Genomic DNA, 14,249 nt, shown 5'->3' with positions numbered 1-14,249 from the left:
GACGATGATTAAAGCCAAACTGCTTGTTCCCGCCGCGGTCGCCCTGGCGCTCGGCGCCTGTAACACCGGCACAGCGGTTTCCAACCGTGGGCTCGAATCGGTCCACCAGCCGGTCGTCGGCCAACAGGCCTATTCGCTCGACCTGCAGCTGGCAGGCGGCGAACTGCCCCCGTCCGAACAGGGCCGTCTCGCCGGCTGGCTCGAGGCCCTCGACGTCGGTTATGGCGACCGCGTCGCGATTGACGATGGAACCAGCTACGATGCCGCCTCGGCCCGCGCCACGATCGGCCGGATGCTCGGTGTTCGCGGATTACTGATGGCAGCCGGTGCGCCAGTAACGCCTGGCGTCGTCGCTCCCGGCAGCATTCGCGTCGTCGTCCTGCGCTCGACCGCTTGGGTGCCCAATTGCCCCGATACGGCAACGACCTATGCGAGCAACCCCACCAACAGCACCTCGTCCAATTACGGTTGCGCAATCAACAGCAATCTCGCCGCGATGGTCGCCGATCCGCAGGACCTGATCAAAGGCCAGGCGGGCGCACTGACCGATCCCAAGACCGCGACCAAGGCTATTGGTGTCTATCGTGACGCCGTGCCTACCGGGTCCAAGGGACTCACAGAGACGTCTACTAGCGATGGAGGGGGCAAGTAATGAACGCACCGTTTAAACCGCATGCGGGTACCCGCGACGCGTTCAACGCCTATGTTTGCGACGACGACACGCTCGAGATGCTGACGCCGATCGCCAGCGAGCTCGGCTGGCCGCCCGAAAAATGCTGCAAGGGCGGGTTGCGCAACGCGATCCAGCAACTGTCGGTATCGGCGAGCCCGAACATCCTGTTCGTCGATCTCAGCGAATCGGGCGACCCGCTCAACGACATCAACGCGCTCGCCGAAGTGTGCGAGCCCGGCACCGTCGTCATCGCGATGGGCCAGGTCAACGACGTGCGTCTCTATCGCGACCTGCTCGCCAGCGGGATCCACGATTACCTGCTCAAGCCGTTCGTCCCCGACCAGCTGCGCGAAACGCTGGTCAATGCGCAGGCGTTCTTCAACACGCCGCGCCAGGCCGCCGATGCGAGCGAGGAACGCCTCCACCTGCTCAGCGCCGTGATCGGCGCACGCGGCGGCGTCGGTGCCTCGACCGTGGCGACCTCGATCGCCTGGCTGATCAGCGACACTATGCACCGGCCGACCGCATTGCTCGACCTCGATGTCCATTTCGGAACGGGCGCGCTCGCGCTCGACCTCGAACCGGGCCGCGGTCTGACCGACGCGATCGACAATCCCAGCCGGATCGACGGGCTGTTCATCGAACGGGCAATGGTCCGGGCGAGCGAGAATCTCGCGCTGCTGTCGGCCGAAGCGCCGATCCATCAGCCGATCCTGACCGACGGTTCCGCCTTCCACATGCTCCAGGAAGAGCTGCGCAACGCCTTCGACGTTACCGTGCTCGACCTGCCGCGCCACATGCTCGTTGCACATCCGCATCTGCTCAATGATGTCGCGGTGACGGTCATCGTCACCGAACTGACGCTGGCCGCTGCACGCGACATGATCCGGCTCAAGTCGTTCCTCAAGCAGAACGCGCCCAACACGCGCCTCGTCGTCGTCGCCAACAAGGTGAAGAGCGGCGCAGGCGAAATCAGTCGCAAGGATTTCGAGGAAACGATCGAAGGCCCGATTGACTTCATGATCGCCGACGATCCGAAGATGGCGGCGCAGGCGGCCAAGCTCGGCCGTGCCTATGGCGACATCGTGCGCGGTACCAAGGCTGGCCAGCCTTATGCCAAGCTCGTCCAGCACATCCTCGACGTCTCCGAAGAGGAGGTCGAAGAGGTCGGCAAGAAGGGCAAGGCCAAGGGCTCGCTCCTCGGCAAGATGAACCTCACCGCGATGTTCACCAAATCGGACGCAAAATGATGGTGTGCGGCGGACCGGCCCGATCGGCTTGCCGCCGCCTTCCCTCGCCTAGCGGAAAGCCATTATGAGCCTGTCGATCCTCCTCCTCCTGACCCTGGCGCTGTTTGCGCCGATGGTGATGGTCGTCTTCGCCTTTGGCGGTCCTTCGGCGGGCAAGGCGCAGTCGCGCCGCCTGCTGGCGATCCGCGAACGTCATGTCGGCGGCTCGGAAGAGATGCTTGCGGTCCAGATGCGCAAGACGATCAACAAGCGGACCAACCAGAAGAATTCCCGCATCGCCAACTACATGCCCAACCGCAAGCTGCTGGAAAACCGGCTCAAGCGAACCGGCAAGAACTGGCAGATCGGCAAGTTCATGTGGACCAATGTCGGCATCGTGACGATGCTGACGCTGCTCCTTGCGGTGCAGGGCATGCCGCTGTTCTTCAGCCTTGCCGTCGGCTCGCTGATCGGCATCGGCCTGCCGCACATGGCGGTCAATTTCCTCATCGCCAAGCGGACGCGCAAGTTCACCGAAACCTTCCCCGACGCGATCGACCTGATGGTCCGCGGCCTCAAATCGGGCCTGCCGATTTCAGAGACGCTCGGCATCGTAGCCAAGGAAGTCGACGGTCCGGTAGGCGAAGAGTTCAAATCGGTCAACGAACGGATCCGCATCGGCAAGACGATGGACGCCGCGCTTCAGGAAACCGCCGACAAGATCGGCACACCCGAATTCCAGTTCTTCGTCATCACGCTGGCGATCCAGCGCGAGACGGGTGGCAATCTTGCCGAAACGCTCGGCAACCTCAGCGAAGTGCTACGCAAGCGTGCGCAGATGAAGCTCAAGATCAAGGCGATGTCGTCCGAAGCCAAGGCATCTGCCTATATCGTCGGCGCGCTGCCGTTCTTCGTCTTCGGCATCGTCTACATGACCAACCCCGCTTATCTCGCGGGCTTTTTCCACGAGGAACGCCTGATCATCACCGGGCTCGGCGGTCTGGTGTGGATGGGCATAGGCATATTCATCATGAAAAAGATGATCAGCTTCAAGATCTAACGGGGGTTTCGAACGACTGAAATGGACAGCACAGTAGCAACCGGTCCCACGCTCATGGGCGTCGACGTGATCCTGGTCGCCAGCATATTGGCGGCACTCGGGGCGGTCGCCGTGCTGCTAGCCATCTATGTTGCCGCCACGGTGCGCGACCCGATGGCCAAGCGCGTCAAAGCGCTCGCCGAGCGCCGTGAACAGCTCAAGGCGGGTATTACCGCCTCGACCGCGAAGAAACGTGCCAAGCTCGTCCGCAAGAACGAGACGACCGATCTGATGCGCAAATTCCTCGGCTCGCTCAAGGTGCTGCAGGACGACCAGATCAAGGCCGCGCAACAGAACCTGGCCCAGGCCGGCATTCGATCGAAGGACGCCGCGATCGCGGTCATCTTCGGCCGGCTCGTCGCGCCGATCACGCTTGGTGCTTTCGCAGCCTTTATGATCTACGGGATCGACTATTTTCCCGACTGGTCGCCGATCAAACAGTCGGGCGCCGTGATGGCGGCGCTCATTCTCGGCTACAAGGGCCCCGATCTATGGGTCAACAACCGCAAGAACAAGCGCACCGACGCAATCCGCAAGGGGTTGCCCGATGCGCTCGACCTGCTCGTCATCTGCGCCGAGGCCGGCCTCACCGTTGATGCCGGTTTCCATCGCGTCGCGCGCGAGCTGGGCAAGGCCTATCCCGAACTGGGCGAGGAATTTGCCTTGACCGCGATCGAACTGGGCTTCCTTACCGAGCGTCGGCAGGCGTTCGAGAACCTGACCTATCGCGTCAATCTCGAAGCGATCAAAGGCGTCACCACCACGATGATCCAGACCGAGAAATACGGCACGCCGCTGGCCAGCGCGCTGCGCGTCCTGTCGGCGGAATTCCGCAACGAACGCATGATGCGCGCCGAGGAAAAGGCCGCGCGCCTTCCGGCCATCATGACGGTGCCGCTAATCCTATTCATCCTGCCCGTCCTGTTCATCGTCATCCTCGGGCCCGCGGCCTGTTCGATCAAGGACGCGCTGGTCAAGTAAGCGAACCGGCCACCTCCAGACAGAAAAAGGGCGCCTCGCGAGGCGCCCTTTTCGTATCGACGATGTAAACCGGCCAGACCGAGTCAGGCCACGCTCTGTTCGATCGTGCCGAAGATCGGGTGGTGATGCTCGTCCATCATGACGATCTTGACGCTGTCGCCCTTCTTCAGGAACTCGGTGCTCGGCTTGCCGTCCTCGATCGTCTCGACCATCCGCACTTCGGCGATGCAGCTATAACCGAGGCCGCCCTTGGCGATCGGCTGGCCCGGGCCGCCATCCTTGTCGCGGTTCGATACCGTGCCCGATCCGATGATCGTGCCCGCGCCGAGCGGCCGCGTCTTGGCCGCATGCGCGATCAGCGTGCCGAAATCGAAGGTCATGTCGTCGCCGGCGTCGGCCTTGCCGAATGGCTCGCCGTTCAGTTCGACGAGCACTTCGCCCTTCAGCTTGCCGTCCTGCCAGGCACCGCCCAGTTCGTCGGGAGTGACGAAAACCGGCGAAAAGCTCGATGGCGGCTTCGACTGGAAGAAACCGAAGCCCTTGCCGAGCTCGCCGGGGATCAGGTTGCGGAGCGACACGTCGTTGGTCAGCCCGACGAGCAGGATATGGTCGAGCGCATCGGTCGCCGATACGCCCTGCGGCACGTCACCGGTTACGACGACCACCTCGGCCTCGAGATCGCAGCCCCAGGCTTCATCGGCGAGCGGGATGTCGTCGCGCGGGCCGATAAAGGCGTCGCTGCCGCCCTGGTACATCAGCGGATCGTGCCAGAAGCTGTCAGGCATCTCGGCGCCGCGTGCCTGGCGGACCAGCGCGACGTGGTTCACATAGGCGCTGCCATCGGCCCATTGATAGGCGCGCGGCAACGGCGATGCGGCATCGCGCTCGTGAAAGCGTTCGCGGGGAATGACATTGTGTTCCAGATCGGTCGCGAGGTTCTGCAGCAGCGGGGCATGGGTCGACCAGTCGTCGAGCGCGCCCTGCAACGTCGGGACGATGTGCGATGCATCGGCATACCAGGCGAGGTCGGGACTGACGACGACGAGCTTGCCGTCGCGGCCGTGTTTGAGCGATCCGAGTTTCATAAGGTTTCCCATCTTCCTGTCGTGATTGCCAAGAGCGCAGCGGCGCGGCCGCCTATCATGGCCTCACGATAGATTGCTTCGCCGCGCTCGCAATGACCGATTGAAATAAATGTGGCGCGATCGACCTATTCGACCAGCGAGCCCGGGTCGACGTGCAGCCACTGAGCATGCTGCGGCGCCTTCTTGGTCTCGCTCCATTCCTCGAGCATCGGCCGCGCGACGCGTTCGAGTTCGGCATATTGTTCGGGCGTGCCGATATTGCACGCGAGCTCGAGCCGGTGGCCGTTGGGATCGAAGAAATAGATCGAGCGGAAGATGCCGTGATAGGTCGGGCCGAGCACGTCGATCCCCAGCCCCTCGATATGCGCCTTGGCGGCTTCGAGTTCTTCGAGGGTCGAAACCTCGAATGCGAGATGCTGGACCCAGGCGGGGGTGTTGGGATCGCTGCCCATTTCGGGCTGCTCGGGCAGCTCGAAAAAGGCGATGACGTTGCCCCCCCCGCAATCGAGGAAAACATGCATATAGGGGTCGTAGGCGCCGGTCGACGGGACATGGTCCTCGGCAAAGGCGTTGGTGTAGGCAAAGCCGAGCACGCGCCCGTACCAGTCGACCGTCTCCTTGGCGTCCTTGCAGCGATAGGCGACGTGGTGGATGCGTTGCACCGCAAACGGCGGCGCGGGGGACGTACTGACGCCGCCCTTCGCGGCCAGGTTGGTTTCGCCGCTCACTCTGCGTCTCCATCCTTGGTCGCCGGGATCACGCCACGGCGCATCTGGTCAAGTTCGATGCTTTCGAACAGCGCCTTGAAGTTGCCCTCGCCGAACCCCTGGTTGCCCTTGCGCTGGATGATCTCGAAGAAGATCGGCCCAACCATGTTCTCGGTGAAGATCTGAAGCAACAGCCCCTCGCCGGTCTCGGGCGAGCCGTCGATCAGGATCTTGCGCTTGTGCATTTCCTTCACGTCGTGGCCGTGGCCCGGCAGGCGGCTATCGAGCATCTCGTAATAGGTGTCGGGCGAATCCTGGAACTTGACGCCGTTGGCGCGCAGCTTGTCGACGGTATCGAAAATGTCGTCGGTGCTGAGCGCAATATGCTGGATCCCCTCGCCCTTGTACTCGCGGATGAACTCCTCGATCTGGCTGTGGTCGTCCTGGCTCTCGTTCAACGGAATGCGGATCTTCTCGTCGGGCGCGGTCATCGCCTTGGAAAACAGGCCGGTCGATTTGCCCGCAATGTCGAAATAGCGGATCTCGCGGAAGTTGAAGATGTTCTCGTAATAGTCGGCCCAGACATCCATGTTGCCGCGCTTGAGGTTGTGCGTCAGATGGTCGAGCGTGTGCAGCCCGACGCTATTGTCGTCCTTGCCCTTGCCGGTCGGTTCGAAATCATGGTCGTAGATTTCCTCGGCGCCGTATTTGTCGACGAACATGACGTGCGCGCCGCCGATACCCTCGATCGCCGGAATGTCGAGTTCGCCCGGCCCGCATGCGCGCTTGGCCGGGGTGGCACCGCGTTCGACCGCGAGCTTGAGCGCGGCATCGGCATCGGCGACGCGAAAGCCCATCGCACAGGCCGACGGTCCGCGCGTCTCGCGAAACATCGCCGGCTGGCCGCCGGTTTCCATGTTGAGGAGGAAGTTGATGTCGCCCTGCGCATAGCGACGGATCGGTTTGGCGCGGTGCGTCGCGACGTGCGTGAAGCCGAGCTTTTCAAACAGGTCGGCCATCACCTCGGGGTCGGGATGGGTGAACTCGACAAACTCGAAACCGTCCAAGCCCATCTCGTTACTCGCTTGATCCGATTTACCTTTATCCGCAATTGCGCTGTCCATATTCAACCCTTCCCGGTGTTCGTTTCAAATGAAACTATATCGCAAACGCGACCGGAAAACAAGGCAACTGCGCGCGTCTAGTCGTGTTTTTCGATCAGTCGGTCGGCGCTGCCGCGGAGCCGTTCGAGCAGGTGCCAGAGCTGTTCGCGCTCGGTCCGGCTGAGCGGCTTGAGGACCTGGCGTTCGATATCGAGCGCGTGCGGCACGACGTCTTCATAGAGCGCCCGGCCCGCCTTGGTCAGCGCAAGGCGATGCGAACGCCCGTCGCCCGGATTGGGCACGCGGTCGAGCAATTCGCGCTCGACGAGGCGGCGGACCGCGCGGTTGACGCTGACCTTGTCCATCCGCGTCAGCGTGACGAGATCGCGCTGGGCCAATGCCTCGCGATCGCCGATCACCGCGATGACGCGCCATTCCTGGACGCGCAGACCGAAGCGCGCGGCATATTCGGTCGCGATCAGCTGGCTGACCGCGTTCGACGCGATCGACAGCTGGTACGGCAGGAAGCGCGGCAGGTTGAGCTTGGTCGATGGCATCGGAGCACTATTGCGGGCGCGGCCAGGCAAGTCCAGTCGCTCGCCCGGGCTGCGGGATCAATCGGCCGGTTTGACCGCATCGGGATGCGCCGCCGCGATCGCATCGATCGCCTGCAGCGCGGCATCGATCCGCACCAGCCGGGGAAAGGCGTCGAGCGGCGTCGCGAACCGGCGCGCATTATACATCTGCGGCACCAGGCAGATATCGGCCAGGTTGGGCGTATCCCCCCCGAACAGGCCCTCGCGCGGGGCCAGCTGTTCGAGCGCGTCGAAGCCTTCGATGATCCAGTGACGATACCAGTCGTCGACCGTCGTCTGGTCGTGGCCGAGCGTGTTCTTGAGATATTTGAGCACGCGCAGATTGTCGACCGGATGGATATCGGCGGCGATCACCAGCGCGGCGGCGAGGACCTTGGCGCGTGCCAGCGGGTCCGACGGCACCATGGGCGGATCGGGATAGGTCGCGTCGAGCCAGTCGATAATCGCCAGGCTCTGCGTCAGATCGGTGTCGCCGACGCTCAGCATCGGCACGAAGCCCTGCGGATTGCGCGCGACATAGGCCGCCGCTTTATTTTCGCCTTCGAGCAGGCTCGTCGGCACCGAACGATAGGCCACGCGTTTGAGCTTGAGCACGATGCGCACGCGGTACGATGCCGAGCTGCGGAAATAATCGTGGAGGACGATCTCGGGCTGGTCTGGACTGGTCATAACGGCGACCTTGCCGCGCGGCGAGAACGCTGGCAAGCATGGCGCCACGATAAAGGACAAGGCAATGGGATTACGGGTTTTTCTGACCGGCGTTGCGATCGCGACCGCTGCCATTCCGGCCGCCGCGGCGGCTCCGAACGCTTCGATCGAGGGCCGCTGGCAGACCGAGGCGCGCGATGCCGTCGTCGAGATCGCGCCGTGCGGCCAAAGCCTGTGCGGTCGTATCGTCAGGTTCCTCAAACCGCCGCCGGGCGGCATCGACCAGCGCGACGTCAAAAATCCCGACGCGAAACTGCGCGGCCGCAGGCTGCTTGGCCTTTCGGTCCTGACCGGCTTCGCGCGGGACGGCGACGAATGGCGCGGCCGGATCTACGATCCCAAGAGCGGCAAGGACTATCGCTCGGTCCTCGAAACGCATGGCAGCAGGCTCACCGTCAAGGGATGCATCGGTCCGTTCTGCAAGAGCCAGAGCTGGACCCGGGCGGGCTGAACCCACGCTCGACTAGCGCATCCGCGCGATCCACGCCGCGACTGCGGCGACGCCCTCGTCATGGACCGTTGCGCGCCCCAGCTCGGGCATCGCGACGCCCGGTTCGAGCCTTTTCATCCGGTGAACCAAAATCGAATGCGCCGGATCGCCCGGCGCGACATCGAAATCGAGGTCGCCCGATCCCCGCCCCGCCGCGGTCGGCCGCTTGCCGATCCCGAGCGCAACGCTATCGGCGACCTCCCAGCCAAGGCTCAGCCCCGAATTGCTCGCCGATCCTTCGGCCCGGTGGCAATGTGCACAATTGGCGTCGAGATAGGCGCGCGCCACCGCCTCAACGGGGGCATTGGCGCGATCCTCCCAGACCGGCAGCCGCTGCGCGACCTTGGGTTCGGCATCGAGCTTGCCCGCCGCAACCAGCTGCGCCAGGAACGCGGCGTCCATGTTGCGCGCCTTGGGCCCGATCGGCGTCACGACGCCGTTCACCGCATGACATTCCTTGCACTGGTTCTTGTTGGGCACGGCATAGCTGATGCTGCGCGTCGCGCCCGACGGATCGATGAAGGTCACCGGCACGCGTGACCCGCCCAGCTTGAGCATCGCCGCGTCCTGCGCATCGTTCCAGACATAGGGCAGCGCCAGCCAGCCGTCGGCGCGATGCAGCAGCACGCGCGTCTCGATCAGCCTGAGATTGCCGTCGTGTTCGTAGCCGAAGCTCTTGATGATCGCGCTGCCGACCGGAAGCGCGATCAGCCCCTCGCCGTTCGCCTTCGCCTGCCTACCATCGGGAATGTAGAGATAGCGCAGTTTCTCGGCATAATCGGAAAACAGCGGCGTATTGAGCCGATAGGGAATGACGCCCTCGGCCGGATCGCGTGCCTTGGCATCACCGAAGAACCGATAATCGGACAGTTGCGCGGGAAAGCCTGCCGCGGTGATTGCGGCATCGTCGACCTTGGCAACAGGTACGGTCGCGCCAAGCACCAATGTGGTCGCGATGCCGATCGCTGCCAGGCTCACGCCACGGATCATTGTTGCGCGCGAATCTCGATTGCATCGGGCAGCGTGACCGGCGCGAGCGGCGCGAGCCTGAGGTCCTTGCCGACGCCCGCCGCCGGGGCGGGATGCGCCTGCGACACGTCGGTGCCTTGCGCGGCCAGGCCGAGCGAGAGCGCGGCAATCCCATTCGCCACGACAAGCGCGTTTTTGCCCAGGCCGTCCCAGATGACCGGCGGCAATGCTCCGCCAAAGGCCGCCGCCATCTGCGCGCCACCTTCATATTGCGGATCGCGTCCGTTGCGGACGAAGCTGTTGCTGTCGTCGATCAGGACATTGCGCGGATAAGGGTTATATTTCGCGTCGCCGAACGACAACGGATACGCGACGACCAGCACGCCGGCGGTGCCGTTGTCGGCAATGACGTTGTCGGCAACCTCGACATTCTCGTTAGCCATGACCATCACGCCGGTGCCCTTGCGCACGCTTGCGACGATATTGCCCTTGGGCGCGAAATTGGGCGTGTCGTTGGCGATGATCAGATTGTGATCGACGCGCACATTGCCGCCAAAATTGCCCGCGTTCACGAGATTGGGAAGATTGGGCAGGTCGAAAACGAGGATGCCGCCGGTATTGCGGCTGACGTAATTGCCCGTGACGCGCGCATCACGACTATTCTCGATCTCGATCCCTGCGACATTGTACATCGCGACAGAGTTGCGCACGATGATCTGCTTGCTCTGGCCGACATAGATGCCCGCGTCCGACGCGCCCTTTACGATCACTCCGTCGATCAGCACGCCGACGCTCTCGACCGGATAGACGCCGTAGGATCCGTTGGTCTCCTTTGGCCCGCCGGTCCATTCGACGCGCAGGCGGGCATAGACGATATTGTCGGCGCCCTTCGACTTGATCCCGTCGCCCTTGCTGTTCTCGACCGCGAAATCGCGCAGCGTGACATTGTCCGATGTCACCAGAAGCCCCTCGCCCGCCGCCAGCTGACCGGTGAAATCGAGCACGCTGGCATCCTGCCCCGCGCCCCTGACCGTCACCCCGTCGACGTCGAGCGACAGGCCATCGGTCAGGACGAACCGCCCCGCGCCGAGCTCGACCGTGTCGCCCGGCTGCGCGACGATCAGCGCCTCCTGCAATCGTTCCTGCGCGCCTTCGCCTGGCGCGACCGAAATCGTATCGGCGAGCGCGGGTGACGAGAGCGAAATGGCGGCGAGCGCCGCACCGAACATGATTTTCTTCATATACGGATCATGCGCGGATCGCCGCCGCTGTCAATCCTGGGCTTTTTCTAGCCTTTGTGCAGGACCCACTCGGCGCCCATCGCGATATGCAGCTCGGTGCTGTCATAGATCGGCAGGACATTCGCCTTGGGATCGACGATCATCCTGAGTTCGGTCGAGGCAAGGACGACGGCATCGACGTCCTCCTGGTCGTAATTTGTCAGGTAGGTTTTCATCGTCCGCTCGGAATCGCGCGTCGCCTTGCCGTGCATCAGCTCTTCGTAAATGATCCGCTCGATCTCCTCGACGCGATCATCGCGCGGTTCGACGAGCTTGATGCCGTAACGTGTCAGGCGGCGGCGGTACCAGCCCTCGGCCATGACGTTGGCGGTCCCGACGATCGCGACGCAGCCGACCTTGTCGGCCTTAAGCGCCTTGCCGACCGCTTCGGCGATGTGGAGCAACGGGACGCCAATTGCCGCCTCGACCTCGCGCGCGACGCGGTGCATCGAATTGGCCGCGATCATGATCGCGCCAGCACCCGCCGCTTCGAGCCTCTGTGCCGATGCGATCAGGATCTGCGCGACACGGGCCCAGTCGTCATCGCTGCGCGCACGGGCGATATCGGCGAAATCGAGGCTTTCGATCAGCAGCGGCGCGCTCGACAGACCACCCTTGGCCTTGTTCACGCTCTTGTTGAGATGGCGGTAATAAAGCTCGGTCGACGCCCAGCTCATCCCGCCGATCAGGCCCAATTTGCGCATCAATCGAGCGCCTTCACGATACCGTCGACCATCTTCTTCGCATCGGCCAGCAGCATCATCGTGTTGTCGCGGAAGAACAGCTCGTTCTCGACCCCGGCATAGCCCGCGCCGCCCATCGACCGCTTGAGGAACAGCACGGTCTTCGCCTTGTCGACGTCGAGCACGGGCATGCCATAGATCGGGCTGGTCTTGTCGGTTTTCGCCGCCGGGTTGGTGACATCGTTGGCGCCGATGACGAAGGCGATATCGGCCTGCGCAAATTCGGAATTGATGTCTTCCAGTTCGAACACCTCGTCATAGGGCACGTTGGCTTCTGCCAGCAGGACGTTCATGTGCCCCGGCATCCGGCCCGCGACCGGATGGATCGCGTATTTGACGCTGACGCCGTGTTCTTTCAACTTGTCGGCCATTTCCCTCAGCGCGTGCTGCGCCTGCGCCACCGCCATGCCATAGCCCGGGACGATGATGACGCTTTCGGCCTGTTTCATCAGGAACGCGGCATCCTCTGCGCTGCCCGCCTTCCATGGCCGGTCGATCTTGACCGCGCCGCCTTCGGGTCCTGCAACCGCGCCGAAGCCGCCCGCGATCACCGAAATGAAGCTGCGGTTCATCGCCTTGCACATGATGTAGGACAGGATCGCGCCCGACGACCCGACCAGCGCGCCGGTGACGATCATCGCGGTATTGTGCAGCGTAAAGCCCATCGCGGCGGCGGCCCAGCCCGAGTAACTGTTGAGCATCGACACGACGACCGGCATGTCGGCACCGCCGATCGGGATGATCAGCAGGAACCCGATCGCAAAGGCGAGCGCGACGAGGATCCAGAACAGCGGGCTCTCGCCCGGACCGCCCGCGCCCGACATCGCGAACAATGCGGTCAGCACGATGATTCCGCCGAGCACCGCAAGGTTGATGACGTGGCGAGCGGGCAGCAGGATCGGCGCGCCCGACATGCTGCCGTTGAGCTTCAGGAAGGCGATGACCGACCCCGAAAATGTGATCGCGCCGATCGCGGCACCGAGCGCCATCTCGATCCGGCTGACGGCCAGGATGTTGCCGTCGCCGCCGAGGATTCCGAACGCTTCGGGGTTGAGGAACGCGGCGACGCCGACAAGGACAGCGGCCAGGCCGACGAGGCTATGGAATGCGGCGACGAGCTGCGGCATGGCGGTCATTGCGATGCGCCGTGCGGTGACGAGACCGATCGTGCCGCCGATCGCGATTGCGATCAGGATTTCGACGATCCCTGCTATTTCGTGCGTCACCAGCGTGGTGACAACCGCGATGGCCATGCCCGCCATGCCGAAGCGGTTGCCCTTGCGGCTGCTCTCGGGATTCGACAGGCCGCGCAGTGCGAAAATGAAGCATATGCCCGCGACGAGATAGGCCAGCGCGACCCATGGATTGACCGCGTGGACCGTCGTTTCGACAATGCCCATGTCGGGGATCACTGCGGCGCTCACTTGCCCGCCTCCGGCGCGGCGGGCTTAACTGGCCGTTCCTTCTTCTTGTACATCGCGAGCATCCGTTCGGTCACCGCGAAGCCGCCGAAGATGTTGATGCTGGCAAGCACCACCGCGGCGAGGCCGAGCCATTTGGCGCCCGGCACGGCGGCCGCGGCGCTGGCGATCAGTGCGCCGACGATAATCACCGAAGAGATCGCGTTGGTCACCGCCATCAGCGGCGTGTGCAGCGCCGGGGTCACCGACCAGACGACGTAATAGCCGACGAAACACGCCAGCACGAAAATCGACAAGATGCTGATAAAGTCCACGACCGCGCCCCTTTGCTTTATCGTCCGGCCCAGCAGCGCCGTCGCGCGGGCAGGACCTTGGGAGGGACGGTGGCAAATTCCGCCCGCCCTGTCGAGCGATGCAAGCGCCGCACCTACGAAAAACGCCGCCCCAATCATGGAGCGGCGTCGTTCGCGTTAGCAATCGGGTCAGCTTACGGCAGCAGCAGGCCGTTGATGACCTGGATCACGCCGTTCGACTGGATCACGTCGGCTTGCGTAATATACGCCTTGCCGCGATTGCCCTCGATCAGGATCGTGCCATTGGCCTGCGGTACGAAGCTCAGCGTCCCGCCCTGGAGCGTCGCATAAGTCGCGGTGCCCGCATTCGCCTTGGCCTTCGCCTTGATGTCGGCCGATGTAATGCGCCCGGCGACGACATGGTATTTGAGCAGATTGGCAAGCTGCGCCTGTGCCTCGGGCATCATCAGCGCATTGACGGTTTCAGCCGGGATGAGGCCGAAGGCTTCATCGGTCGGCGCGAAGACGGTGAACGGACCCGGGGCCGACAGCGCGTCAACCAGACCGGCGGCCTTGACCGCGGCGACCAGCTTGGTGTGGATCGGCGAATTGACCGCGTTCTCGATGATATTGCGGTTGCCGTACATCTCGGCGCCGCCAACCTTGCTCATCGCGACGGCAGGCTTTGCTGACGTCTTTGCCGTAGCGCTCGTCGATGCGCTGGCAACAGACGTGTCGGCCTCCGCGTTCATGTCAGTCGTTGTCATGCAGCCGCTCGCCATCAGCGCGACCGTGGAAATTGTGGTAATCATTGTAAGCTTATTCATTAAGTACTCCTTTCAACCGACCCAACGCATGACGGCCGATGATCG

General features: G+C 63.5%; 16 protein-coding genes. 5 read left to right on the top strand and 11 right to left on the bottom strand.

Going from position 1 to position 14,249, the window contains the following annotated elements; all coding sequences use genetic code 11:
• Window positions 1-4: 4 nt before the first annotated feature.
• The 4 genes from FSZ31_RS06915 (at window position 5) to FSZ31_RS06900 (ending at window position 3,982) form a co-directional block, all read left to right on the top strand.
• Window positions 5-652: a CpaD family pilus assembly protein gene (locus FSZ31_RS06915; protein WP_147122657.1), complete on the top strand. Its 648-nt coding sequence runs from the start codon at window positions 5-7 to the stop codon at window positions 650-652.
• Window positions 652-1,923, top strand: coding sequence for a pilus assembly protein CpaE (locus tag FSZ31_RS06910; protein WP_147122656.1), 1,272 nt, complete (start codon window positions 652-654; stop codon window positions 1,921-1,923). The genes FSZ31_RS06915 and FSZ31_RS06910 overlap by 1 nt, the downstream gene beginning before the upstream one ends.
• Before the next feature lie 64 nt (window positions 1,924-1,987).
• Entirely contained in the window at window positions 1,988-2,962 is a 975-nt protein-coding gene (locus tag FSZ31_RS06905; protein ID WP_147122655.1) for a type II secretion system F family protein, read from the top strand.
• Window positions 2,963-2,983: 21 nt separating this feature from the next.
• Window positions 2,984-3,982, top strand: a complete 999-nt coding sequence (locus FSZ31_RS06900) for a type II secretion system F family protein (protein WP_201739141.1) — start codon at window positions 2,984-2,986, stop codon at window positions 3,980-3,982.
• A gap of 83 nt (window positions 3,983-4,065) precedes the next feature.
• Here FSZ31_RS06900 and FSZ31_RS06895 read toward each other — a convergent pair whose 3' ends face one another.
• From FSZ31_RS06895 to maiA, 5 genes are all read right to left on the bottom strand, one after another.
• Complete coding sequence (locus tag FSZ31_RS06895) at window positions 4,066-5,067, bottom strand: fumarylacetoacetate hydrolase family protein (RefSeq protein ID WP_147122654.1); 1,002 nt, start codon at window positions 5,065-5,067, stop codon at window positions 4,066-4,068.
• A gap of 125 nt (window positions 5,068-5,192) precedes the next feature.
• Window positions 5,193-5,729, bottom strand: coding sequence for a VOC family protein (locus FSZ31_RS06890; RefSeq protein WP_147123231.1), 537 nt, complete (start codon window positions 5,727-5,729; stop codon window positions 5,193-5,195).
• A gap of 62 nt (window positions 5,730-5,791) precedes the next feature.
• Window positions 5,792-6,847, bottom strand: coding sequence for a 4-hydroxyphenylpyruvate dioxygenase (hppD, locus tag FSZ31_RS06885; RefSeq protein ID WP_147122653.1), 1,056 nt, complete (start codon window positions 6,845-6,847; stop codon window positions 5,792-5,794).
• Window positions 6,848-6,975: 128 nt separating this feature from the next.
• Complete coding sequence (locus FSZ31_RS06880; protein ID WP_147122652.1) at window positions 6,976-7,434, bottom strand: MarR family winged helix-turn-helix transcriptional regulator; 459 nt, start codon at window positions 7,432-7,434, stop codon at window positions 6,976-6,978.
• A gap of 57 nt (window positions 7,435-7,491) precedes the next feature.
• The gene (maiA, locus tag FSZ31_RS06875) at window positions 7,492-8,142 is read right to left on the bottom strand and encodes a maleylacetoacetate isomerase (RefSeq protein WP_147122651.1); all 651 of its coding nucleotides are present in this window, start codon (window positions 8,140-8,142) and stop codon (window positions 7,492-7,494) included.
• Between the two features lie 64 nt (window positions 8,143-8,206).
• Here maiA and FSZ31_RS06870 point away from each other — a divergent pair, with 64 nt between their 5' ends.
• Window positions 8,207-8,632, top strand: coding sequence for a DUF2147 domain-containing protein (locus tag FSZ31_RS06870; protein ID WP_147122650.1), 426 nt, complete (start codon window positions 8,207-8,209; stop codon window positions 8,630-8,632).
• Between the two features lie 12 nt (window positions 8,633-8,644).
• Here the strand turns inward: FSZ31_RS06870 and FSZ31_RS06865 are convergent, their stop codons facing one another.
• The 6 genes from FSZ31_RS06865 to FSZ31_RS06840 form a co-directional block, all read right to left on the bottom strand.
• Window positions 8,645-9,649 (bottom strand): SO2930 family diheme c-type cytochrome, encoded by a 1,005-nt coding sequence (locus FSZ31_RS06865; RefSeq protein ID WP_236643713.1) that lies wholly within the window; start codon window positions 9,647-9,649, stop codon window positions 8,645-8,647.
• 8 nt (window positions 9,650-9,657) lie between these two features.
• Window positions 9,658-10,881, bottom strand: a complete 1,224-nt coding sequence (locus FSZ31_RS06860) for a parallel beta-helix domain-containing protein (protein WP_147122648.1) — start codon at window positions 10,879-10,881, stop codon at window positions 9,658-9,660.
• A 47-nt stretch (window positions 10,882-10,928) separates the two neighbouring features.
• On the bottom strand, window positions 10,929-11,624 hold the full coding sequence (locus FSZ31_RS06855) for an aspartate/glutamate racemase family protein (protein ID WP_147122647.1): 696 nt from the start codon (window positions 11,622-11,624) through the stop codon (window positions 10,929-10,931).
• Window positions 11,624-13,063: an NAD(P)(+) transhydrogenase (Re/Si-specific) subunit beta gene (locus tag FSZ31_RS06850; protein ID WP_147123230.1), complete on the bottom strand. Its 1,440-nt coding sequence runs from the start codon at window positions 13,061-13,063 to the stop codon at window positions 11,624-11,626. Before FSZ31_RS06850 ends, FSZ31_RS06855 begins: the two co-directional genes overlap by 1 nt.
• A gap of 20 nt (window positions 13,064-13,083) precedes the next feature.
• Window positions 13,084-13,398 carry an NAD(P) transhydrogenase subunit alpha gene (locus FSZ31_RS06845; RefSeq protein ID WP_147122646.1) on the bottom strand — a complete coding sequence of 105 codons (315 nt, stop codon included), beginning with the start codon at window positions 13,396-13,398 and terminating at the stop codon, window positions 13,084-13,086.
• Between the two features lie 173 nt (window positions 13,399-13,571).
• Complete coding sequence (locus tag FSZ31_RS06840) at window positions 13,572-14,204, bottom strand: fasciclin domain-containing protein (protein WP_147122645.1); 633 nt, start codon at window positions 14,202-14,204, stop codon at window positions 13,572-13,574.
• Between the last annotated feature and the right edge of the window lie 45 nt (window positions 14,205-14,249).

This window comes from Flavisphingopyxis soli, assembly GCF_007995095.1.
GTDB lineage: Bacteria > Pseudomonadota > Alphaproteobacteria > Sphingomonadales > Sphingomonadaceae > Flavisphingopyxis > Flavisphingopyxis soli.
The sequence above is the reverse complement of the archived record's forward strand: the minus strand, read 5'-3'. Positions and strand labels throughout refer to the sequence as shown.